The organism is Streptomyces sp. NPDC093094, assembly GCF_044754345.1.
GTDB lineage: Bacteria > Actinomycetota > Actinomycetes > Streptomycetales > Streptomycetaceae > Streptomyces.
In genome coordinates this window covers 315,019-335,903 of sequence record NZ_JBIVOX010000002.1, presented here as the reverse complement: position 1 = coordinate 335,903, position 20,885 = coordinate 315,019, and the positions used below count along the sequence as shown (strand labels likewise).

Annotated in this window: 21 protein-coding genes; 8 read left to right on the top strand and 13 right to left on the bottom strand. The window is 71.8% G+C overall.

Going from position 1 to position 20,885, the window contains the following annotated elements; genetic code table 11:
* The first annotated feature begins 279 nt into the window (after positions 1–279).
* The 3 genes from ACIQGV_RS04335 to ACIQGV_RS04325 are packed head-to-tail and all read left to right on the top strand — an operon-like array spanning position 280 to position 2,004.
* Positions 280–1,077, top strand: a complete 798-nt coding sequence (locus ACIQGV_RS04335) for a hypothetical protein (protein WP_402490248.1) — start codon at positions 280–282, stop codon at positions 1,075–1,077.
* A gap of 19 nt (positions 1,078–1,096) precedes the next feature.
* Complete coding sequence (locus tag ACIQGV_RS04330) at positions 1,097–1,624, top strand: hypothetical protein (RefSeq protein WP_402490246.1); 528 nt, start codon at positions 1,097–1,099, stop codon at positions 1,622–1,624.
* Complete coding sequence (locus tag ACIQGV_RS04325; RefSeq protein WP_402490244.1) at positions 1,624–2,004, top strand: hypothetical protein; 381 nt, start codon at positions 1,624–1,626, stop codon at positions 2,002–2,004. The genes ACIQGV_RS04330 and ACIQGV_RS04325 overlap by 1 nt, the downstream gene beginning before the upstream one ends.
* Positions 2,005–2,090: 86 nt before the next feature.
* Here the strand turns inward: ACIQGV_RS04325 and ACIQGV_RS04320 are convergent, their stop codons facing one another.
* Complete coding sequence (locus ACIQGV_RS04320) at positions 2,091–2,627, bottom strand: CGNR zinc finger domain-containing protein (protein WP_402490242.1); 537 nt, start codon at positions 2,625–2,627, stop codon at positions 2,091–2,093.
* Positions 2,628–2,774: 147 nt separating this feature from the next.
* On the opposite strand from ACIQGV_RS04320, the gene ACIQGV_RS04315 reads away from it, so the two are divergent.
* From ACIQGV_RS04315 to ACIQGV_RS04305, 3 genes are all read left to right on the top strand, one after another.
* Positions 2,775–3,227: a VOC family protein gene (locus ACIQGV_RS04315; RefSeq protein ID WP_402490240.1), complete on the top strand. Its 453-nt coding sequence runs from the start codon at positions 2,775–2,777 to the stop codon at positions 3,225–3,227.
* Between the two features lie 4 nt (positions 3,228–3,231).
* On the top strand, positions 3,232–4,119 hold the full coding sequence (locus tag ACIQGV_RS04310) for a pyridoxamine 5'-phosphate oxidase family protein (protein WP_402490238.1): 888 nt from the start codon (positions 3,232–3,234) through the stop codon (positions 4,117–4,119).
* A 198-nt stretch (positions 4,120–4,317) separates the two neighbouring features.
* Positions 4,318–5,484 carry a serine hydrolase domain-containing protein gene (locus ACIQGV_RS04305; RefSeq protein WP_402490236.1) on the top strand — a complete coding sequence of 389 codons (1,167 nt, stop codon included), beginning with the start codon at positions 4,318–4,320 and terminating at the stop codon, positions 5,482–5,484.
* An 80-nt stretch (positions 5,485–5,564) separates the two neighbouring features.
* On the opposite strand, the gene ACIQGV_RS04300 is transcribed toward ACIQGV_RS04305, so the two are convergent.
* Positions 5,565–6,605 carry a hypothetical protein gene (locus ACIQGV_RS04300; protein ID WP_402490234.1) on the bottom strand — a complete coding sequence of 347 codons (1,041 nt, stop codon included), beginning with the start codon at positions 6,603–6,605 and terminating at the stop codon, positions 5,565–5,567.
* 177 nt (positions 6,606–6,782) lie between these two features.
* A complete protein-coding gene (pepN, locus tag ACIQGV_RS04295) occupies positions 6,783–9,371 on the bottom strand; it encodes an aminopeptidase N (RefSeq protein WP_402490232.1) in 2,589 nt (862 codons plus the stop codon).
* Positions 9,372–9,524: 153 nt separating this feature from the next.
* On the opposite strand from pepN, the gene ACIQGV_RS04290 reads away from it, so the two are divergent.
* Positions 9,525–10,187, top strand: coding sequence for a DsbA family protein (locus tag ACIQGV_RS04290; protein WP_402490230.1), 663 nt, complete (start codon positions 9,525–9,527; stop codon positions 10,185–10,187).
* A 120-nt stretch (positions 10,188–10,307) separates the two neighbouring features.
* Here ACIQGV_RS04290 and ACIQGV_RS04285 read toward each other — a convergent pair whose 3' ends face one another.
* From ACIQGV_RS04285 to ACIQGV_RS04250, 8 genes are all read right to left on the bottom strand, one after another.
* Positions 10,308–10,949, bottom strand: coding sequence for a superoxide dismutase (locus ACIQGV_RS04285; protein ID WP_402490227.1), 642 nt, complete (start codon positions 10,947–10,949; stop codon positions 10,308–10,310).
* A 102-nt stretch (positions 10,950–11,051) separates the two neighbouring features.
* A complete protein-coding gene (locus ACIQGV_RS04280; protein WP_402490224.1) occupies positions 11,052–12,446 on the bottom strand; it encodes an amino acid permease in 1,395 nt (464 codons plus the stop codon).
* A gap of 129 nt (positions 12,447–12,575) precedes the next feature.
* On the bottom strand, positions 12,576–13,469 hold the full coding sequence (locus ACIQGV_RS04275) for a TauD/TfdA dioxygenase family protein (RefSeq protein WP_402490221.1): 894 nt from the start codon (positions 13,467–13,469) through the stop codon (positions 12,576–12,578).
* A gap of 14 nt (positions 13,470–13,483) precedes the next feature.
* On the bottom strand, positions 13,484–14,821 hold the full coding sequence (locus tag ACIQGV_RS04270) for an LLM class flavin-dependent oxidoreductase (RefSeq protein WP_402490219.1): 1,338 nt from the start codon (positions 14,819–14,821) through the stop codon (positions 13,484–13,486).
* A complete protein-coding gene (locus ACIQGV_RS04265) occupies positions 14,818–15,552 on the bottom strand; it encodes an ABC transporter ATP-binding protein (protein ID WP_402490216.1) in 735 nt (244 codons plus the stop codon). The genes ACIQGV_RS04270 and ACIQGV_RS04265 overlap by 4 nt, the downstream gene beginning before the upstream one ends.
* Positions 15,528–16,373 (bottom strand): ABC transporter permease, encoded by an 846-nt coding sequence (locus ACIQGV_RS04260; RefSeq protein WP_402490214.1) that lies wholly within the window; start codon positions 16,371–16,373, stop codon positions 15,528–15,530. Before ACIQGV_RS04260 ends, ACIQGV_RS04265 begins: the two co-directional genes overlap by 25 nt.
* Complete coding sequence (locus ACIQGV_RS04255) at positions 16,370–17,437, bottom strand: ABC transporter substrate-binding protein (protein WP_402490211.1); 1,068 nt, start codon at positions 17,435–17,437, stop codon at positions 16,370–16,372. Before ACIQGV_RS04255 ends, ACIQGV_RS04260 begins: the two co-directional genes overlap by 4 nt.
* A gap of 206 nt (positions 17,438–17,643) precedes the next feature.
* Positions 17,644–18,852, bottom strand: coding sequence for an ROK family protein (locus tag ACIQGV_RS04250; protein ID WP_402490209.1), 1,209 nt, complete (start codon positions 18,850–18,852; stop codon positions 17,644–17,646).
* 420 nt (positions 18,853–19,272) lie between these two features.
* Here ACIQGV_RS04250 and ACIQGV_RS04245 point away from each other — a divergent pair, with 420 nt between their 5' ends.
* Positions 19,273–19,863, top strand: coding sequence for a biotin transporter BioY (locus ACIQGV_RS04245; RefSeq protein WP_402490207.1), 591 nt, complete (start codon positions 19,273–19,275; stop codon positions 19,861–19,863).
* Here ACIQGV_RS04245 and ACIQGV_RS04240 read toward each other — a convergent pair.
* Both ACIQGV_RS04240 and ACIQGV_RS04235 read right to left on the bottom strand, forming a co-directional pair.
* Positions 19,853–20,017 (bottom strand): hypothetical protein, encoded by a 165-nt coding sequence (locus ACIQGV_RS04240; protein WP_402490204.1) that lies wholly within the window; start codon positions 20,015–20,017, stop codon positions 19,853–19,855. The genes ACIQGV_RS04245 and ACIQGV_RS04240 overlap by 11 nt on opposite strands.
* Positions 20,018–20,108: 91 nt before the next feature.
* Positions 20,109–20,837 (bottom strand): hypothetical protein, encoded by a 729-nt coding sequence (locus ACIQGV_RS04235; protein ID WP_402490202.1) that lies wholly within the window; start codon positions 20,835–20,837, stop codon positions 20,109–20,111.
* Positions 20,838–20,885: the final 48 nt, after the last annotated feature.

Genomic DNA, 20,885 nt, shown 5'->3' with positions numbered 1-20,885 from the left:
TGGGGAGAGTTGGCCGAACCGAAATGGATGTATGGGGAAAACCCGCTATGCGGTGTGCGGAGGTTGGTCCCCTTAGCTCCCGTTGTGGCCGGAGGCCCTCGTCGCGCGGCCGGTGGCGGGATGCCTCCGTGCGGTCGCCGCCCGTCGTGGCCGCGGGGGATCGGAATATGAGACTCCGGTAAAGGGCGGCCCCTTTTCTTCTTGCCGTGCTCGCGTCAAAACCATAGGATGCGCGCTCAGTTGATCTTGGTGTGTCGGGTCGGTCGGAGGGGCGAACAAATGCCGGAATCACCTGTCCGCAGAGGGAGAGTCTGGGCGGCCGCGCTGGCGGTCCTGGCCGTCGCGGGCGGCGTCGTCGGCGGGGTGGCCATGCTCCCGGCGGAGGCCGGGGGGAGAAAACTCGACAAGCAGCCCGAAGTCGTCGCCCACGCCGTCGAGATCGTGGAGTTCGACAGTGTCGGGCAGATGGCGATGACCTCGGTCGCCGTGGTGCGGGCGAAGGTGACCGCGGTGAACCCGGGGCGCATCGTGGGTGCGGAGGAGACCGCCGAGCCGGGCGAGGAGAGTGCGGCCACCCAGGCCAGGGACGTCACGCTCCAGGTCACCGAGGCGTATTCGCGCAACAACTGGTACAAGTTCCCGAATCCCATCAAGGTCGAGGAATGGGGCTGGGACGCCAGTGGTGACGGCTACCAGGTCAACAACTATTCCTGGAGCGAGGTCGGCAAGGAGTATCTGTTCTTCCTGGCGCGGACGGACGACCCGCTGCGCTGGAACGTGATTTCCACGGAAGGCCGCGCGGAGATCGACGAATGGGGCTTCTTCCACACCTCTGCGGAGCCGGACTCGCCCCTGGCGCAGGACCTCGCGAGCTACGACGCGTTCTCGCTGCCGTTCTACCTCCGGCGCATCTACGACACGAAGAACCCGCCCGAGGATCTGCCCGCCCCCGCGCAGATGCCCGTGGCCGGGCCCACCGGATACGAGAGCGCGCCGATCGCCACGCCGACGGCGGAGCCCACCGACCTGGGCACCGGCGACGGCTCGGAGCCCACGCCCTACCCCTCCTCCGACTGACGAACTCCGGGAGAAGAAGATGCCACGTCTGACACGCTCGTCCTGGACGGCGGTTGCGGGAGTGCTGCTGGCCGCCTCCCTGTCCTCGCCGGCCCACGCCGGTCACGACGACGACGGGTTCGACCCCGACAACCGCAGCCAGGCGGTGAAGGGCTTCAACCTGACCACGAAGGGCCAGGGGGCCATGGAGTGGGGCAAGCAGCAGCTCGAACGCAGCGTCATCACCACGTCCTGGGGCGGCGGCGACATCGAGGTCCACGACTACAAGACCACCGGCGTGGACTGGGCGGGCCAGACCCGCTGCAAGGACTGGAACGCGCTGTTCACGTCCTGCGACGTCCTGACCATCCAGTTCAACACCGCGATGTACCACACCGACTGGGAATGGCTCGTCATGGGCTGCCACGAGTTCGGCCACACCGGTGACCTGGGCCACCGCTCGAAGAGCAACGACACGGACAACAACTCCTGCATGCGCAGCACCGTCGAGACCGCCTACGTCAAGTTCGACTCCCACGACCTGAACGCGATCAAGGCAGGAACGTGATGACACGGCGCACGGGTCTGCGGGTGGCCGTCGCGTCGGTCGTCGCGGTCCTCGGCGTGGGTCTGCTGGGCCACCGGTGGGCGACGGCGGACGACTTCGCCGACGCGAAGGCCCAGGCCGCCTTCTGCGAGGCGGCGAGCCCGCTGGACCTGCAGGTCGGCCACGACCTGACGCTCCACGAGAAGCACCACATCCTGGAGGACGTCCGGGAGGCCGCCCCGGACGGCGTCCGCGGCGACTTCGACACCCTGCTCGACTGGTACGACCACTTCGACCCCGAGGACGAGGAGGACGCCCGCGAGGCGAGCGTCACGGTCGGGGAGTTCATCGAGCGCAGCTGCGAGGAGATCAACATCGGCGGTGTCCGGGCCAAGGACTGACCGGCCGGTACCGGCGTCGCACAGGGACACGGAAAGGAGAGGGCGGACCCCGTGACGGGGTCCGCCCTCTCCTTTCCGTGTCCGGGTCAGTCCTCGCGGCCCTTGGCGTAGTGGCGGGACGCCTTCGCGCGGTTGCCGCACACCGACATCCGGCACCAGCGGCGGGTGCCGTTGCGCGAGGTGTCGAAGAAGTGCAGCACGCAGTTCTCGTGCGCGCAGGCGCGGATGCGGTCCGGGGCGGCGGTGAGCAGCTCCAGATAGTTGCGGGCGGCGAGCCAGGCCGGCCCCCAGGCGGGGTCGGTGAACTCCGCCTGCTCGCCGGGGCCGTCCGCGGTGAGGACGGGCCGGATGCGCCCGTGCGCGAGCACCTCGTCCACGGCCGCGGCGCTCTCGGCGAGGGAGCCGTCCACCGCGGCCCGGATCGCGTCCCTGGCGCGCAGGGTGTGCCGCAGGGTCGCCGCGTCGGCGGTGAAGCGGTCCTGGAGCCCGTTGGCCGTCAGCCACACCGCGAGGCCGTCGGTGCCGTCGAGCAGGTTCTGCAGCACGCCCTCGCGCATCCAGGTGGTGTTCAGCAGATCCAGGGCGAGCGGCTCGCCGGTCAGGGGGCGGGGGTCTGCGGACATCGGAAGGCTCCCTTCGAGCTAACCGCTCAAGAGTACGTGACTGGTTGACACCCTTCGAGCCTAACCTTTAACGTGGCAGTCACAGGTTAGATTCCATGTCGCGGGCCACGTCTCCGCGGCGGAAACCAGTCAGCTGGAGGGGAAGCCATGACCGTCACCGCCCTGCGCACCGGCCACATCGGCCTGAACGTCACCGACCTCGACCGCTCGCTCGCCTTCTACCGGGACGTCCTCGGCTTCGCGGTGCTCGGCGAGGGCAAGGAGGACGACCGGCGGTACGCCTTCCTCGGCGACGGCGAGAAGCTCCTGCTCACCCTCTGGCAGCAGGCGGGCGAGCCCTTCGACGCCGGCCGCGCCGGACTGCACCACCTCGCCTTCGAGGCGGAGTCCGTCGACCGGGTCCGCGCGTACGAGACGGCCCTGAAGACCTACGGCGTCGAGTTCGCCTACGACGGCGTGGTCGCCCACCGGGAGGGCTCCTCCTCGGGCGGCATCTTCTTCCACGACCCGGACGGCACCCGGCTGGAGATCTCCGCGCCGAGCGGCGCCGAGGAGGCCCCCGCGCCCGTCGCGTCCGCCCCGACCTGCGGCTTCTTCTAGAGCCATGGCCCTCTACCACGCCGCCTCGCGCGCCCTTCAGGACCGCCTGGGGGTGCGCGGCCTCGCCGACCACGTCGGCCGCTCCGTCGGGCCCGGCATCAAGCCGGTGGCCGCGGCCTTCCTGGAGCTCCAGCCGCTGCTGATCGCCGGTGCCGCCGACCCGGTGACCGGCGCGGTCTGGGCCTCCCCGCTCACCGGCCCGCCCGGCTTCGTCCGGGCCACCGGCCCGCACAGCGTCTCCGTCGCGGGCCGGCCGCACCCGGACGACCCGCTCGCGACGGCCCTCACCGCCCCCGGCACCCCCGTCGGCACCCTCGCGCTCGATCCGCGCACCCGCCGCCGGATGCGCCTGAACGGCCGGGTCCGCCCCTCGGAGCGCGGCATCGCCGTCGACGCCGACCGTGTCTTCTCCAACTGCCCCAAGTACCTGCGGAGAAGAGACTCCTACGAGATCGTGCCCGGCCGTGCGCCCGGCTCCTCCCGGTCCGGCGCCGAACTGACCGAGGGGCAGCGGGCGTTCGTCGCGGCGGCCGACACCTTCTTCGTGGCCAGCGTGCACGAGGACGGCGCCGACGTCAGCCACCGCGGCGGCGACCCCGGCTTCGTCGAGGTCGTCTCCCCGCGCGAGCTGGCCTGGCGGGACTATCCGGGCAACTCCATGTTCCTCACCCTCGGCAACCTCGCCGCCGACCCGCGTGCGGGCCTGCTCCTGCTGGACTGGACCGAGGGCACGGCGCTGAGGATCACCGGCGAGGCCCGCACCGACATCGCCGCCGACGGCGAGCGCACGGTCCGCTTCACGCTGAAGGAGGTGATCGAGACACCTTCGGCCGTACCCCTGCGCTGGTCCGGGCCCTCCCGCTCCCCGGCCGGCCCGGACCCGGCGCGGTGATCCGGGAGGCTTCGCCGGGTTCTCGCGGAACGGCCCGGCGCCCTCTACGGTGAGACACCGAGTGCTGCCGAAGAAGGGCTGAATCGTGCTCAACCAGGCCCAGACAGGGCAACCTTCGTGACCCGCCGGGAGTTCTTCCCCCCGACCGGACCGACACACCGCCCGCTCCGGCGTGCGGGTGCGAAGGGGGAAACGGACATGACGGTACGAGTACGACGGTCCCGCACGGCACTGTTCGCGGTCACGGCCGCCGCGGTGTCCGCGGCCCTGGCCGGCCCGGCCCTGGCCGCGCCCGCGCCGCAGCACGGGCACAGGGCGGCCTACGAGGCGATGCGCGCCGCGGTGAAGGACGGCGTTCCCGGGGTCACCGCCACCGCGAAGGACGGGCGCGGCACCTGGCGGGCCACCGCGGGCGTCGGCGACCTGCGCACCGGCGCCCCGCGCTCCGTGGCGGACCGCTACCGCGTCGGCAGCATCACCAAGACCTTCGTGGCCACGGTGCTCCTCCAGCTGGAGGCCGAGGGCCGGCTGTCGCTCGACGACAAGGTCGACCGGTGGCTGCCCGGCGTGGTGCGCGGCAACGGCCACGACGGCTCCAGGATCACCGTCCGCCAGCTGCTCAACCACACCAGCGGCGTCTTCGACGTCACCTCCGACGAGGACTTCGCCCGCACCTACTTCGCCAAGGACGGCTTCTTCGCGCACCGCTACGACACCCAGACCCCGGCCGGTCTCGTCGCCGTGGCCATGCGCCACGCGCCCGACTTCACGCCCGGCACCGACTGGAGCTACTCCAACACCAACTACGTCCTCGCCGGGATGATCGTCGAGAAGGTGACGGGCCGCCCCTACGCCGCCGAGGTCCGCGACCGCGTCATCGCGCCCCTGCGGCTGACCGCCACATCGGTCCCCGGCACCCGCGTCACCGTCCCGAAGCCCAGCAGCCGCGCCTACGGCAAGCTGTCCACGCAGACGACCGGACCGACGTACGACGTCACCGCACTCAATCCCTCGCTCGCCTGGTCGGCCGGGGAGATGATCTCCGACTCGGCGGACCTGGGCCGCTTCTACCGGGCCCTGCTCGGCGGACGGCTGCTGCCGCCGGAGCAGCTGAAGGAGATGAAGACCACCGTGAAGATCGAGGGGGCCCCCGGCGCGGGCTACGGCCTCGGTCTGATCGACCGTGAACTCAGCTGCGGCGTCCATGTCTGGGGCCACGGCGGCGGCATCCACGGCTCCGCCTCGGAGGCCGTGACCACCGCCGACGGCCGGCACTCGCTCGCCTTCAACTTCAACAGCGACTGGGCGGGCGACAGCCAGGCCGTGATCGAGGCGGAGTACTGCAAGGACGGGCAGGAGCGGTGACCGGGCGATGACAGCAGGAGGGGCCGCCGGTCGTCCGGCGGCCCCTCCTCTCCCCTCCTGGCGCGGTCCCCGGCACCCCGCTACCGGGGGAGCACCACGACGTACGCGGCCGGATCGCGGTCACCGGACGCCATCAGCGCCGTACGGACCACGGCCGCCTGCTGCTCCGCCGTCTCCCGCAGCTTCCTCGGCGTGATGTGCACGACGGTGATCCCGAGCCGCTCCAGATGCTCGCGCTTGCGGACGTACTCCGACCACATCGCGTCGTCGTCCTGGCGGGGCGCCCGGGTGTCCAGCTCGACCGCGACCGCCTGTTCCGGCCAGTAGGCGTCCACCCCGCCGAGGTGCGGGCCGCCCGGCAGCCGCAGGTCCACGTTCCACGCCGGGTCGGGCAGACCGTGCTCGCGCACCATCCGGTACAGCCGTTCCTCCGTGATGGCCCGCCCCTCCGCCAGCAGCGAGTCCACCGCGTCCACCACGTGCGGCCGGCCCAGCAGCCTGGCCCGGGTCAGCTCGCGCACCACCGAAGCCGCCTCGCAGTGGCCGCCGCGCACCGCCTCCGTCAGCAGCCGCCGGACCGTGACCGCGTCCGAGAGCCCGGCCACCGCGTCCGCCAGCGCCCGCGCCACGGGCGCCACCGGCAGCCCGGTGCGCACGCACGGGGCGGGCAGGGCCGGGGTGCGCACGATGCGGGCGCAGCCCGTCGACCGCAGCCGGCGCAGCCGCGGCACCAGCACCTCGATCCGCTCCAGCGACAGCAGCGGCGGCGCGGCGGCGAAGCCGTGCAGGTTCAGCGCCGCCAGGCCGGTGATCATCGCCTCCGTGTAGCCGGGGCGGTGCGGCTCGTCCGGGCCGGGCTGCGCCGGCACTCCGGCCGGCGGAACCTCCCGCGCCGCGTACAGCAGCACCGCGTGCAGCCGCTCCTCGCTGGTCGGCGGGCCGGGGCGGAGCAGGAACACCCCCGGAAGGATCTGCTGCCAGGGGCCGCCGGCCCGGCACTGCTCGCTCGCCTCTGCGGCCGTGACCCCGTGGGCGCGCAGCTGGGCCGTGCTCAGCACACGGCGGTGCACCTCGGCGAGGTGACGCAGGGGGCGGGGGGAGAGCGGGGTGTTGTGGTTCATGCCGGGGGGATTCCCGTGTCCGGTCCCTCCTTGAACCCCTGTTACACGTCTGTCGACAAACCTGGACAAGCCTGCACTAAAGGACGGGTGTTCGGATGCCGAGTAGACGTGGAAAACCCCTGGTCCCTTCGGGAGGGGCCAGGGGTCACGGGTCCGCTCACCCGGGTTCGGTAACGGTCAGCCGGCCGCGGCGGCGTCGCACGCCTGTCCGCGCAGCGCGCGGGCGAGATCGTCCCGGGACTCCAGCACGAGGCGCCGCAGCGCCGGAGCCGCGTCCTCGTGGGCGGCCAGCCACGCGTCCGTCGCGGCCAGTGTCCCGGCGGAGTCCTGGAGCGAGGGGAACAGCCCCCGCACCACGTCCATGCCGATCTGGATCGACCGCTCGTCCCACACCCGCTCGATCGCCGCGAAGTACTTCTCCACGTACGGCGCCGTCAGATGCCGCTGGGACGCCTGCTCGAACCCCGCGATCGTCGCCTCCACCAGGGCGTTGGACAGCTCGTCCGACTCCACGACCTGCGCCCATGCCTGCGCCTTGACCGCGGCCTGCGGACGCGAGGCCAGGCACCGCACCTGATGCCGCCTGCCCGAGGCGGTGTCGTCCCGTGCGAGCTCCGCGGCCAGCTCCTTCTCCCCGGCCGCCGCGTGCACCGCGAGCGCCTCCAGGAACGCCCACCTCAGCTCCTGGTCGACCTCCAGACCCGGCAGGGACACCGTGCCGTCCAGCAGGGAGGCCAGCAGCTCGAAGGCGGCCGGGACGTCCGCCGTGTGCGCGAAGAACCGCGCCCACGCCAGCTGGTGCTCGCTGCCCGGCTCGGCCGAGTGCAGCTGGACCGAGGCACCCTGGCACAGCTCCCGTCCGGCCTCCTCGCGGTGTTCGGGCGCGACGTAGTGCACCGCCGCCGACTCCGCCCACGCGTGCAGCATCTGGAGCACACCGATGTCGGTCTCCCGGCCCGCGAACTCCAGCACCAGGCCGATGAACTCCCGCGCGGGCAGCAGCGCGTCCCGTGTCATGTTCCACAGCGCCGACCAGCACAGGGCCCGCGCCAGCGGATCGGTCATGTGCCCGAGCCCGCGGCGCAGCGCCGCCAGCGAGGTCTCGTCGAACCGGGTCTTGCAGTACGTCAGGTCGTCGTCGTTGACCAGCACCAGGTCCGGCGCCTCGGCACCCGCCAGCTCCGCCACCACCGTGCGCGGTCCGTCGACGTCCGTCTCGGCCCGCGCGTACCGCTCCAGCACCGGGCCCCCGGGGCCCTCGCTGCGCCGGTACAGACCGATGGCCACCCGGTGCGGCCGCAGCTCGGGGTGCGACTCGGCCGCCTCCTGCACCACGGCCAGCTCGTCGATCCGGCCCTCGGCGGTGAGCAGCACCTGCGGGGTCAGCGAGTTCACCCCGGCCGTCTGGAGCCAGGCGCGCGCCCAGGTGCCCATGTCGCGCCCGCTGGTCTCCTCCAGCGCCGCCAGCAGGTCGCCGAGGCGGGTGTTGCCGTACGCGTGCCGCTTGAAGTAGCGCCGCGCGCCCTCCAGGAACGCGTCCTGGCCGACGTACGCCACGAGCTGCTTGAGCACCGACGCGCCCTTGGCGTACGTGATGCCGTCGAAGTTGAGCTTGGCGTCCTGGAGGTCGCGGATGTCGGCCGTGATCGGGTGCGTGGACGGCAGCTGGTCCGCGCGGTAGGCCCATGCCTTGCGGCGGTTGGCGAAGGTGATCCAGCCGTCGGTGAACCGGGTGGCGCCCACCAGCGAGAAGGAGCCCATGAAGTCCGCGAAGGACTCCTTCAGCCACAGGTCGTCCCACCACTCCATGGTGACCAGGTCGCCGAACCACATGTGCGCCATCTCGTGCAGGATGACGTTGGCCCGCGCCTCGTAGGACGTCTGCGTCACCTTGCCGCGGAAGATGTACTCCTCGCGGAAGGTCACCAGGCCGGGGTTCTCCATCGCGCCGAGGTTGTACTCCGGCACGAACGCCTGGTCGTACTTGCCGAACGGGTACGGGTAGTCGAAGTGGTCGTGGAAGAAGTCCAGGCCCTGCTTGGTCACCAGGAACACGTCGTCCGCGTCGAAGTGCGGCGCGAGACCCTTGCGGCACATCGCGCCGAGCGGGATCTCCAGCGTCGTGCCGTCGTCGAACGTGCGGGTGTAGGAGTCGGTGACGTAGTGGTAGGGCCCCGCCACCACACAGGTGATGTACGTCGAGATCGGCTTGGTCTCGGCGAACCGCCAGACACCGTCCGTCTGCCGGCCCGCGCCGTTGCTCCACACCGTCCAGCCCTCGGGCGCGCGCACCTCGAAGCGGAAGGGCGCCTTGAGGTCGGGCTGCTCGAAGTTGGCGAACACCCGGCGGGAGTCGGCCGGCTCGTACTGGGTGTACAGGTACACCTCGCCGTCCTCCGGGTCGACGAAGCGGTGCAGGCCCTCGCCGGTGCGGGAGTAGGCGCAGCGGGCGTCCACGACCAGCTCGTTGTCGGCGGCCAGGTCCTCCAGCAGGATCCGGGAGCCGTCGAAGACCGCGCCCGGGTCCAGGTCGCGGCCGTTGAGGGAGACCGCCGTCACCGCCGGGGCGATCAGGTCCGCGAAGCTGCTCGCGCCCGGCTCGGCGCAGCGGAACCGCAGGGTGGTGACCGACCGGAAGGTCCGCGGTCCGTCCCCGGTGTGCTCGCCCACCGCGGAACGCAGGTCGAGCGACACGTCGTAGCCGTCGACGGACAGCAGTGCGGCCCGCTCCCGGGCCTCGTCGCGGGACAGATTCTCACCGGGCACGGGCGGCACTCCCTCGGGTCGTGACGGAACTCACGTCGTCTCGGATGCTGAACAGGACCGATCCTGCCATGTGCACCTGACAGCGGACAGCCGGGAATGGGGTACCCGGGCCTGGTGTTGCGAAGGGCTGAGACCCGTATCCCTAGGAGAGCCATGTCCGAGACCGCGAGCGCGGCCGAGAAGACCCCCGTCGACTTCTGGTTCGATCCCCTGTGCCCCTGGGCGTGGATGACGTCCCGCTGGGTGCTGGAGGTGGAGAAGGTCCGGAACATCGAGGTCCGCTGGCACATCATGAGCCTGGCGGTGCTCAACGAGAACCGGCTCGACGAGCTGCCCGAGGAGTACCGGGACATGCTCGCGACCAAGGCGTGGAAGCCGGTGCGCGTGGTCACCGCGGCCTGGCAGAAGCACGGCGACGACGTCCTCGGCCCGCTGTACACCGCGCTCGGCACCCGTTTCCACAACAACGGCGAGGGCCCGACCCCGGAGGCGATCGCCGCCGCGCTGGCGGAGGTGGGTCTGCCGGCCGACCTCATCGAGTACGCCGAGCAGAAGGACTTCGACTTCGACGCCGAGCTGCGCGCCTCCCACAAGGAGGGCATCGAGAAGGTCGGCCAGGACGTGGGCACCCCGGTCATCGCCGTGCCCGGCCCCGACGGCGAGCAGATCGCCTTCTTCGGCCCGGTCGTCACCCCGGCCCCCAAGGGCGAGGAGGCGGCCCGCCTCTGGGACGGCACCCTGGCGGTCGCCTCGGTGCCGGGCTTCTACGAGCTGAAGCGCAGCCGCACCAAGGGCCCGGACTTCAGCAACCTCTGAGCCGTGCGGAAGGGGCCTCCCGCGAGTCACGTCCTCGCGGGAGGCCCCTTCCTCTTTTCGCGCCTGCCCGGTCAGCGGTGAGAAGACGATCACGAGCAGGACGTCATGGTGCGCGGGGACTCAGGAACCGAGCAGCAGCACGTCCGCGCGGGACGCGGCGGCCGTGTACCGGCGGGCGACGTCCTGCCAGTTCACGACCTGCCACATGGCCTCGACGAAGTCGGCCTTCTGGTTCCTGTACTGGAGGTAGAAGGCGTGCTCCCAGGCATCGAAGACCAGGATCGGGACGGAGCCCTGGCCGACGTTGCCCTGGTGGTCGTAGACCTGCTCGACGATCAGCCGCCCGCTGACCGGCTCGTACGCGAGGACGCCCCAGCCGGAGCCCTGGGTGGTCGCCGACGCCTTGGACAGCTGTGCCTTGAACGCGGCGAACGAGCCGAAGGACTCGGCGATCGCGTCGGCCAGTTCGCCCACGCCGTCCTTCTCCAGCGGCTCGCCGCCGCCGTCGCCCGTCATGTTCCGCCAGTAGATCGAGTGCAGGACGTGGCCGGACAGATGGAAGGCCAGGTTCTTCTCCAGCCCGTTCAGCGCCGCCCACTGCTCCTTGTCCCGCGCCTCGGCGAGCTGCTCCAGGGTGTCGTTGGCGCCCTTCACATAGGCCGCGTGGTGCTTGTCGTGGTGCAGCTCGATGATCTCCGGGCTGATCACGGGAGCCAGCGCCGCGTAGTCGTACGGCAGTTCCGGCAGCGTGTAGACGGGCATGGAGGCCCCCTCCGAACTGTTATTGCAACTTATTCGCAATAACAAGCTAGCAGCAAAAAGCCCCCGTGCGGATCACACGGGGGCTTCTCGGCGGCGCGTCGGTCAGCTGCGCCGGCGCTGCCGGACACGGCCCGCGACCGCCAGGGCCAGCGTCATCGCGCCGGTGGAGTACAGCTGCACACGGGTGTCCGGCTCACGGGCCATCAGCACGAACACGCCCGTCATGGCCGCCAGCGCCACCCAGGTCAGGACCGGGAACGCCCACATCCGCACGACCAGCTTCCCGGGCGTCTCCCGCTCCAGCCGGCGGCGCAGCTTCAACTGCGAGGCGGCGATGAAGAACCAGACGACCAGGATCACCCCGCCGATCATGTTCAGCAGCCAGGAGAAGACGTCGTCGGGCCGCCAGTAGTTGAGCGCCACGCAGCCGAAGCCGAACACGCAGGAGACCAGCACCGCGGTCCGGGGCACCCCGCCGGACACCTTCGCGAGCGCCTTCGGGCCCTGGCCGCGCTGCACCAGCGAGTAGGCGATGCGGGAGGAGCCGTAGATGTTGGCGTTCATCGCGGACAGCAGGGCGACCAGCACGACGACGTTCATCAGCTCACCGGCGCCGGGCACGCCGAGGGTGTCCAGGGCGGCCACGTAGGGGCCCTTCTCCACGACCGCCTTCGAGTCCCAGGGCACCAGCGTCACGATGACGGCCATCGAGCCGATGTAGAACAGGGCGATCCGCCACATCGCCGTGCGGACCGCGCTCGCCACGCCCCGCACCGGGTCCTCGGACTCGGCCGCGGCGATGGTGACCGTCTCCAGACCGCCGTACGCGAACACGGACGCGAGCAGTCCGATCACCAGGCCCTCGCCGCCGCCGGGCAGCAGGTCGGTGAGGTTCGAGGTGCCGGGGGAGTCGGTGCCGGGCAGCACGCCCGCGATCGCGAGCACCCCGAGCACCAGGAACAGGCTGATCGCGCCGACCTTCAGCGCGGCGAACCAGAACTCGAACTCGCCGAAGTTCTTCACCGCGGCGAGGTTCGCCCCGCAGAAGACCATCATGAACAGCGCCACCCACGCCCACTCCGGGGTGCCCGGCAGCCAGCCCGTGACGATCTTCGCGGCGCCGATGCCCTCCAGGCCGACCGCGGTGCACAGCAGCACCCAGAACGACCAGCCCGCGGTGAAGCCCGCCCAGGGCCCGAAGGCCCGCTCGGCGTGCGCGGAGAAGGAACCGGAGGACGGATGGGCGGCGGACATCTCGCCGAGCATCCGCATCACCAGCATCACCAGCAGGCCGGAGAGGGTGTAGGCGAGGACGATCGAGGGACCGGCGGCGGCGATGCCCGAGCCGGAGCCGACGAACAGACCGGCGCCGATGACACCGCCGAGGGCGATCATCGACAGATGACGCTGCTTCAGACCGTGCGTCAACGGGGCCTGGGCGTCCGGGTTCGGGGCGTCCGCCTTCGGCGGTGTCCCGGCGGAGGTGTTGCTGGGCATGGGAGCGGCACGTCCATGGGGTGAGACGGGAACAACGGAAAAAACGTCCACAGTGTGGTCGGCCTCCCCGCCCAGCGGGGGAGGCCGACCACATTCCGGACGCGCCCGACGCGGACCGTGCCGGTGCGGTTACCCGGCGACGGGCGTGTAGTGCGCCGCGTCCCCCTCGACCGACCAGCTCTCCTTGCCCTCGATGCCGACCGGCACGTCACCGGCGACCGTCACCCGGTGCAGCCGCCGCGGCAGGCCGTCGTAGTTGTCGACGGCGTAGTGCTGGGTGATGCGGTTGTCGAACAGCACGAGCTGCTCCGGCGACCAGCGGTGCCGCAGCAGGTTCTCCGGCCGCACCACGTACGCCTGGAACAGGTCGAGGATCTTGCGGGACTCGGCCGCCGACAGACCGACGATCCGCTGCGCGAACCCGCCGATGAACAGACCCCGCTCCCCGGTCAGGGGGTGCACCCGCACCACCGGGTGCGCGGTGCGGTACTTGATCGACGTGAACTGGGCACGCCGGGCGGCCTGCTCCTCGTCGACCTCCTCCGCGGGCACGGCGTAGTCGTAGTCGTTGGTGTGCTCCGCCCACAGCGAGTCCGCCAGCCGCCGCAGCGGCTCCGGCAGGTCCCGGTAGGCCGCCGCCGCGTTCGCGATCAGCGTCTCGCCGCCGTACGGCGGGACCGTGATGCTGCGCAGGGTGCTGGCCTGCGGCGGGTTGAGGACGAAGGTGACGTCGGTGTGCCAGTGGTTGGCGGCGCGGCCGCCCTCGCTGTCCACGGGCAGCACGTTCGGTGCGCCCTCCACGGCCGGCACGGTCGGATGGGCCGTGGTCAGCTCGCCGAACTGCCGGGCGAACGCCTGCTGGCCCTCGTCGTCCAGGCCGCGGGCGTCGAACACCAGCGCCTTGTGGACGTTCAGCGCGTCCCGCAGCGCGGCGACGGTGTCCTCGTCGAGGGGCCGGGTGATGTCGACGCCGGTGACCTCGGCGCCGATACGGGCGGTGACCTTGCGGATCTCGATGCTCATGGCGACGGTTCCTCTCAGACGGGAGTGGGAGCGAGGGTGTGCTGGTTGGCGGGGCGCGGCAGGCCGTAGCGCTCGCGCAGGGTCCGGCGGGGTCCGTACGCGGTGCGCAGCAGACCGCGCCCGCGCAGGACCGGCACGACGTGGTCGACGAAAGTGTCCAGCCCGGAGGGCAGGACCGCGGGCATGATGTTGAAGCCGTCGGCGGCGCCCTGCGTGAACCAGGTCTCGATGGTGTCGGCGACCTGCTCGGGCGTCCCCGCGAAGGTGAGGTGGCCGCGTCCGCCGCCGAGCCGCCCGATCAGCTGCCGCACGGTGAGCCGGTCGCGCCGGGCCAGCTCCACCACGAGCGTGTAGCGGCTGCGGGCGCCCTCGATCGCGGTGTCCGGGGGCAGGTCGCCGGGCAGCCGGCCGTCCAGCTCCAGGGTCCCGGCGGGCAGGTTCAGCAGCCGCTCCAGGTTGGCCACGCCGTGCGTGTGCACGATGTGGTCCTCCAGCACCTGCTCCTGGGCCCGTGCCTCGGCCTCGGTGGAGCCGACCACCGGGACGATGCCGGGCAGCACCTTGATGTGCTCCGGGTCGCGGCCGGCCGCCGCCGTGCGGGACTTGAGGTCGCCGTAGAAGGCCCGCGCGTCCTCGATCGTCTGCTGCGCGGTGAACACCGCCTCCGCGTAGCGGGCCGCGAAGTCCTTGCCGTCCTCCGAGGAGCCCGCCTGCACCAGCAGCGGGTAACCCTGCGGCGAGCGCGGCACGTTGAGGGCGCCCTCCACACTGAAGTAGGTCCCCTTGTGGCGGGGCGGATGGATCCGGGCGTCGTCGCCCCACACGCCCGCCGCCTTGTCGGCGACGATCGCGTCGTCCTCCCAGCTGTCCCACAGCTTCAGCGCCACATCGAGGAACTCGGCGGCGCGTGCGTAGCGTTCGGCGTGCGCGGGCTCGGCGTCCAGGCCGAAGTTGCGGGCCGCGTCCGCGCCGGCGGTGGTGACGACGTTCCAGCCGGCCCGGCCGCCGCTGACGATGTCCAGGGAGGCGAACCGGCGGGCCAGGTTGTAGGGCGAGTTGTAGGACGTCGACGCGGTGGCGATCAGACCGATGTGCTCGGTGGCCGTCGCCAGCGCGGTCAGCAGCGTCAGCGGCTCCAGGGCCCCCGCCGGCCGCTGCGCCACACTGCCCCACAGATGCGGGCCGTCGGCGAGGAACAGCGAGTCGAAGGTGCCGCGCTCGGCGATCCGCGCGAGACGTACGTAGTGCGCCAGGTCCACATGGGCGTGCGGATCGCTCTCCGGCAGCCGCCAGGACGCCTCGTGGTGGCCGGTGCTCATCAGGAACGCGTTGAGGTGCAGCTGCCTGGTCATGAATGGTCCTCCGTCACACCCAGGGCGGCCAGCAGCCGCTCCCGGTACTCGCCGAGCCGCGGATCGCGGTACGACCGCGGATGCGCGCGGTCGATGGTCAGGTCGAGGCCGATCCGGCCGCCGTCCAGCACGAGGACCCGGTCGGCGAGCACGATCGCCTCGTCCACGTCGTGCGTCACCAGCAGCACCGAGGGTCTGTGGCGCTCCCACAGCTCCCGCAGCAGGCCGTGCATCCGGATGCGGGTGAGCGCGTCGAGCGCCCCGAACGGCTCGTCGGCCAGCAGCAGTTCGGGCTCGCGCACCAGCGACCGGGCGAGCGCCGCACGCTGCGCCTCGCCGCCGGACAGCTCGTTGGGCCAGGCCCGTTCGCGCCCCTTCAGCCCGACCTCCTCCAGCGCGGCGCGCCCCTGGTCCGCCGCGTCGGGGCCGTCCAGGCCGAGCAGGACGTTGTCCAGCACCCGGCGCCAGGGCAGCAGCCGGGAGTCCTGGAACACCACGGAGATCCGCTCCGGGGCGGTGAGCTGCCCGCTGCCGGTGACGTCGTGGTCCAGGCCCGCGACGGCCCGCAGCAGCGTGGACTTGCCCGAGCCGGAGTGCCCGAGCAGGGCGATGAACTGGCCGGACGGGATGTCCAGGTCGATGCCGTCGAGGACCGTGCGTCCGCCGAACGACCGGGTCAGGCCGCGCAGCCGGACGGCCGGGCGGGTCAGCTGCTCAGTGTGCGTCGCCATGACAGCACCCTCCGTTCGATGAGGCGGACCGCACTGTCGGAGGCGAGGCCGAAGATCCCGTAGACGACCAGGCCGACGAGGATGACGTCCGACTGGCCGTAGTTCTGGGCCTGGAACATCATGTAGCCGAGTCCGCTGGTGGCGTTGATCTGCTCCAGCACCACCAGGCCGAGCCAGGAGCCGGTCACACCGAGCCGGAGTCCCACGAAGAAGCCGGGCAGCGCGCCGGGCACGACGATCTGGCGGACGAACCGGAGCCGGCTGAGGCCCTGCACCTCGGCCAGCTCCACGAACCGGCTGTCGATGCCGGACAGTGCGGCGTGCGTGTTGAGGTAGATCGGGATGTAGACGACGATCGCGATGATGGCGATCTTGAAGGTCTCGCCGATGCCCAGCCAGAGGATGAACAGCGGGATCAGACCGAGGGTGGGGATCGCCCGGTTGAGGTTCACGGTCCCGTCGATCAGCGCCTCGCCGGTCCGGCTCAGCCCGGACACCAGTGCCAGCACGACCCCGGCGGTGAGCCCGATGGCGAAGCCGGAGGCCGCCCGCTGCAGCGAGGTCAGGACGTCCGTGGTCAGGGTGCCGTCGGTCCACAGATGGGCGCCGGTCTCCACCACCGTCCAGGGCGCCGGGATCGCGTTCGGGTCCAGCTGTCCGGCGGCGGAGGCCGCGGCCCACAGCGCCAGCAGCACCAGCGGGCCGATCAGCCGGGTGGCGGGCAGCCGCCTGCCGGGCGCGAGACTGCGGCGTTTCCGCCGTGCCGCCCGGGGCGCCTCGGTGACGACGGGCGCGGTCGTGGTCGTGGTCACGGCGCTCACCTCCGGTACTCCGCGGGTACGGACCGCGCGGCGATGGCCTCGAAGCGGTGGTCGAAGAGCGAGGACACGTCGAACTTCTTCACGAACCCGCCCTCCGCCAGCAGATCGGCGGTCTCCTGCTCCCAGCGGATCGCCTCGGCCCAGCTCGGCGGGAACAGCGGCTTGTTGGCCAGCTCGCTGATGCTGCGCGCCTGCGGGAGCGTGAGGTTCTGCGTCTTCACGTAGAACTCCTCGTTCCAGATGTCGGGGTTCTCGTACGTCCACACCGCACCCTTCGCCCAGAACGGGATGTACGCGGCGACCGCGGCGGCCTTCGCCGGGTCGTTCAGCACGGAGGCCGGCGCCCACAGCAGGTTGAGCAGGTCGACCACGTCCGTGGTGATGACCCGCGCGCCCTTGGACTCGTACTGGGCGAGGTAGGCGGGCGACTGGGTGTTGCCGAGCGGGGCGATGTCCACCTGGCCCGACTGCAGGGCGGTGAGGAACTGGTTGCTGGTCAGCGGCACCAGCTCCACGTCGTCGTAGGCGAGGCCGGCCTTCTTCAGCGCCCGCAGCAGCACGACGCCCTGGGCCTGGCCCTGGGAGAAGGCGAGCCTGCGGCCCTCGAAGTCCGCCACCGAGCGGATGTCGCTGCCCGGTTTGGTGGCGAAGACGTAGTTGGGCCTGCGGGTGATGTTGATCGCGACGATCTTCGCGTCGAAGCCCTGGTAGTGCGCCTGGATCGGCGGGATGCCCGCGTTGTTGGCGAGGTCCAGGGAGTCGGAGCGGAACGCGTTGATGACATCGGGCCCCGCGCTGACATTGACCCAGTCGGACACCTCGAACGGCAGCCGACCCAGTTTCGCCAGCTCGAACTGGAGCTGCTGGGTGCCCTGGAAGGAACCGACCTTCAGGCTCGTGCCCGCCGGGACCTTGTCGGCGAGCGGGGCCGTGGAGGCGCCCTTCGACGAGGTGGCGGCGCTGCTCTCCGCGCAGCCGCTCAGCCCGGCGACCGCGGCGGCGGCACCGAGCACGGAGGTGAGGAAGAGACGGCGGTCGAGACCGGACAGCGGCGGAGAAGACATGGCGGGACTCCCTGGCGCATAGAGCGAGGAATGCAGGAGAAATCACGGGCGCGGACGGCCCGGAAAAGGAAATTCAAACAGCAGGAAATGAGCGCTTCACACGGGGCAACGTGTCAGCAACAATGGGCACAACAGTGCAGGCGAACGCTCATGACCAGCATGTTCCTTGCCCATCGGGGTCGCTGTCAACATTCGGAGTTTCTGAATTAATTCAGCTCAGGTGACAGGGTCAGCGGATCCCGGTAAAGCGCGTCGAGCACCACGGAACCGCCCGCCACCGCCAGAACGGAATCCGGGAAACTCGTCGGGAGGACGGCCGCCGCGCGCAGCGGCCCCACCTCCTCGCGCAGGGCGGTCAGGCAGTCCGCGCGATGGATCACCCCGACCTCGGTGACCACGACGGTCTCCGGGTTGAGCACGTCGAGCAGCAGCCCGGCCGCCCGTCCCGTCAGCCGGGCCCGGTGCACCAGCAGCGCGGCGGCCCGCTCGTCGCCGGCCGCCGCCGCGGCGACGACACGCATCGGGTTCACCCCGTCGACGACCCCCGCCGCGCGTGCCCTGCGGCACAGCGTCCGCTCGCTCAACTCGGCCTGGAGGCAGCCGGTCCGGCCGCAGTCGCAGCGCTCCGTGCCCCCGGGCAGCGGCAGATGGGCGATCGCCCCGGCCTGCGAGCGCGGCCCGTGATGCACCTCGTCATGGGTGGCGAACGCCGCGTCCACCACGTTGCCCGCGAACAGATGCAGCAGACTGCGGCTGCCGCGCGCCCGCCCGAACAGCCGCTCGCCGTCGACCAGCGCACGGGCGTGCCCGTCCACCCGCACCGGCAGCCCGGTCAGCGCGGTCAGCCGCTCCCGCACCGCCACCTCCCGCCAGCCCAGCAGGGGATGGTCGACGACCGTGCCCTCCTGCCGGTCCACCCAGCCGCCCACCGCCACCCCGATGCCCAGCGGCCGGCCGCCCGGCGCCCCGGCGAGCAGCGCGGCCAGTCCCGAGGCGGCCCGCGCCAGCACCCGGGACGGCTCGGTGTCCTCGTGCGGGAGCCGCCGCTCGGCCAGCACCCGGCCGCGCAGGTCCAGCAGCGCGACCGTGGTGTACGGGACGGCGATGTGCACCCCGCCCACCACGAACCGGGACACGTCCAGGTCGACGGGCACATGCGGACGTCCCACCCCGCCGGCCCGCCGGGGCTCCGCGGACTCGCGGACGAGGCCCAGTTCGGCGAACCGGGCGCAGTAGTCCGTCACCGACGCCGGGGAGAGCCCGGTCAGCCGGGCGATGGTGCTGCGCGCCACCGGCCCGTGCTCCAGCACGGACCGCAGGACGACGCTGGCGCTGGTGCGCCGCCGGTCGCTGTCGGCGGCGCGGGGCACGGGGGAGGCGAGGACGGAGGGAGGGGAGACCGCGGTACGGGGCATGACAGTTCCTCAGGGGCCGGTCCGACACTGTGCCGTGAACCGGGCGAGGAGACGCCGAAGCCGCTGCCGCCGCCTCACCCGAGGGGGCGACAGGTGGCAGTGCCCTGCCGTCGCAGGTCGACGTAGCGACGCGACGTGAGGTTCCGGGCCTGGGCGACCATGCCTGGAAGGGTAGGCCCTGCCCGCCGGGTACGGCCAGGGTCCCGGATCCGTTTGGTGGGACCCTACAGGCAACCGGATCACCCCTCCTGTGACCGGACAGCCGTCACCTCAGTGATCGATGTCACGCCGGGCCGGTTTCTTTGTCGGGAGCCCACCAAGTCCATGATCCGGCGTTTGTCGATCGCTGACGGTGATCGGCCCAGGTCCGCTGGGATAGCGTCGCCGTGTCCCGAACTGCCCTCACCCCGCGGAGTCCCCATGAGCACCGCTGCCGCCCCCGCCCGCCCCGGGCAGGTCCTCGCCGACCTGCTCCCCTCGACGCTCGGCTCCGCCCGCGTCCGTGACATCGCGCTGGTCGTCGGCGGCGCCGCGCTCACCGGTCTCGCCGCCCAGATCTCGGTGCCCGTCCCGGGCTCCGTCGTCCCCGTGACCGGCCAGACCTTCGCCGCGCTGCTCGTGGGCACCAGCCTCGGCGCGAGCCGCGGCTTCCTGTCCCTCGCGCTGTACGCGCTGGCCGGCATCGCGGGTGTGCCGTGGTTCGCCGGCGGCACCTCCGGCGGCACCGCCCCCTCCTTCGGGTACATCCTCGGCATGATCCTCGCCTCCACCGTCGTGGGCGCGCTGGCCCGCCGCGGCGCCGACCGCACCATGCTGCGGGCGGCCGGCGCGATGCTGCTCGGCGAGGCGATCATCTACGCCGTCGGTGTGCCCTACCTGGCCCTGGCCACCGGCATGTCCGCCTCCGCGGCGATCGCCGCGGGCCTCACGCCGTTCCTGATCGGCGACGCGCTCAAGGCCGCCCTGGCGATGGGCCTGCTGCCCACCGCCTGGAAGCTCGTCAAGCGCTGACCCCCGGCCGTCCGCCGAAGAGGCTCGCCGGGTCGTACCGCGACTCCAGCCCGGCGAGCCTCTCGTGCGTCCGGGCGCCGGACAGCCCCTCGCCGCGATCGCCCGCCTCGATCCGGGCGGTGCGCGTGGCCGCGTCGGCCGTCGGGCCCCTCATGCGCCGGGCGGGGGCGAGGACGCCGCCCCCGCGTGCGCCGGGCGGCCCGTGCCCGGTCGCCTGCATCCGGACGGGGAGCCCGCGCCCGGCCTCATCCGTCCCCGGGCGCCGTCCGGGGCCGCCGGGTCCACCGGATCCCGGCCGCGCCGGCCGCGAGCAGGGCCGCGCCCGCCGCCCCGAGGGGCAGGGCCTCGCGCAAAGGCGCTCCCGTCCGCGGCAGTTCGTCGCCGCCGGGCGCCACCGGCTGGTTGTCGGTGCCGAGGAGCAGCGGGGTGGCGGGGGCGTTCGGCGAGGGGTTGGCCGTGCCGAACGGCACGGGCCCCTGCTGCCAGAAGGTCCTGCTCCCGTCGGCCGTCTGCACGGGCAGGCAGATCTTCCCCTGCCTGCCCAGGTCGTACGTCGCCTCGACGGCGTAGGACTTCGAACTCCCCGCGGCGAGCGTGCCGACGGCGCAGCTGAAACCGCTGTTCGAGCCTTCGGGAAGATCTCCCTCGGGAATTTCTGAACAGCCTTTCACTCCCTTCACCTCAAGCCCGTCGAATCCGACGACCAGAAGCCTGATGTCGCCGCTTTCCACGGTGCCCTCGTTCTTGACCGTGGCAGTGAGTCCGGTCTTTCCCGAACTGTTCGCGACGGAGATGCGTTCGGGCAGTGAGGTCGTCAGTTCGACGCCTTTCGGCGCCGGGTCGACCGCCTTTCCCCCTTTACTGCTCGCGGGCCCCTGGTCGTCCGCGGAGGCGGTGAAGGAAAGGATCATCACCACCGAGAAAGATGCCGTGACCAGCGACCCCGTGATCGCGGCCGTGCGACGAGAACTCATGTTCGCCCCCCTTGCCTGCGCCTGAATTCGGCGTACTCGAAGAGGTAC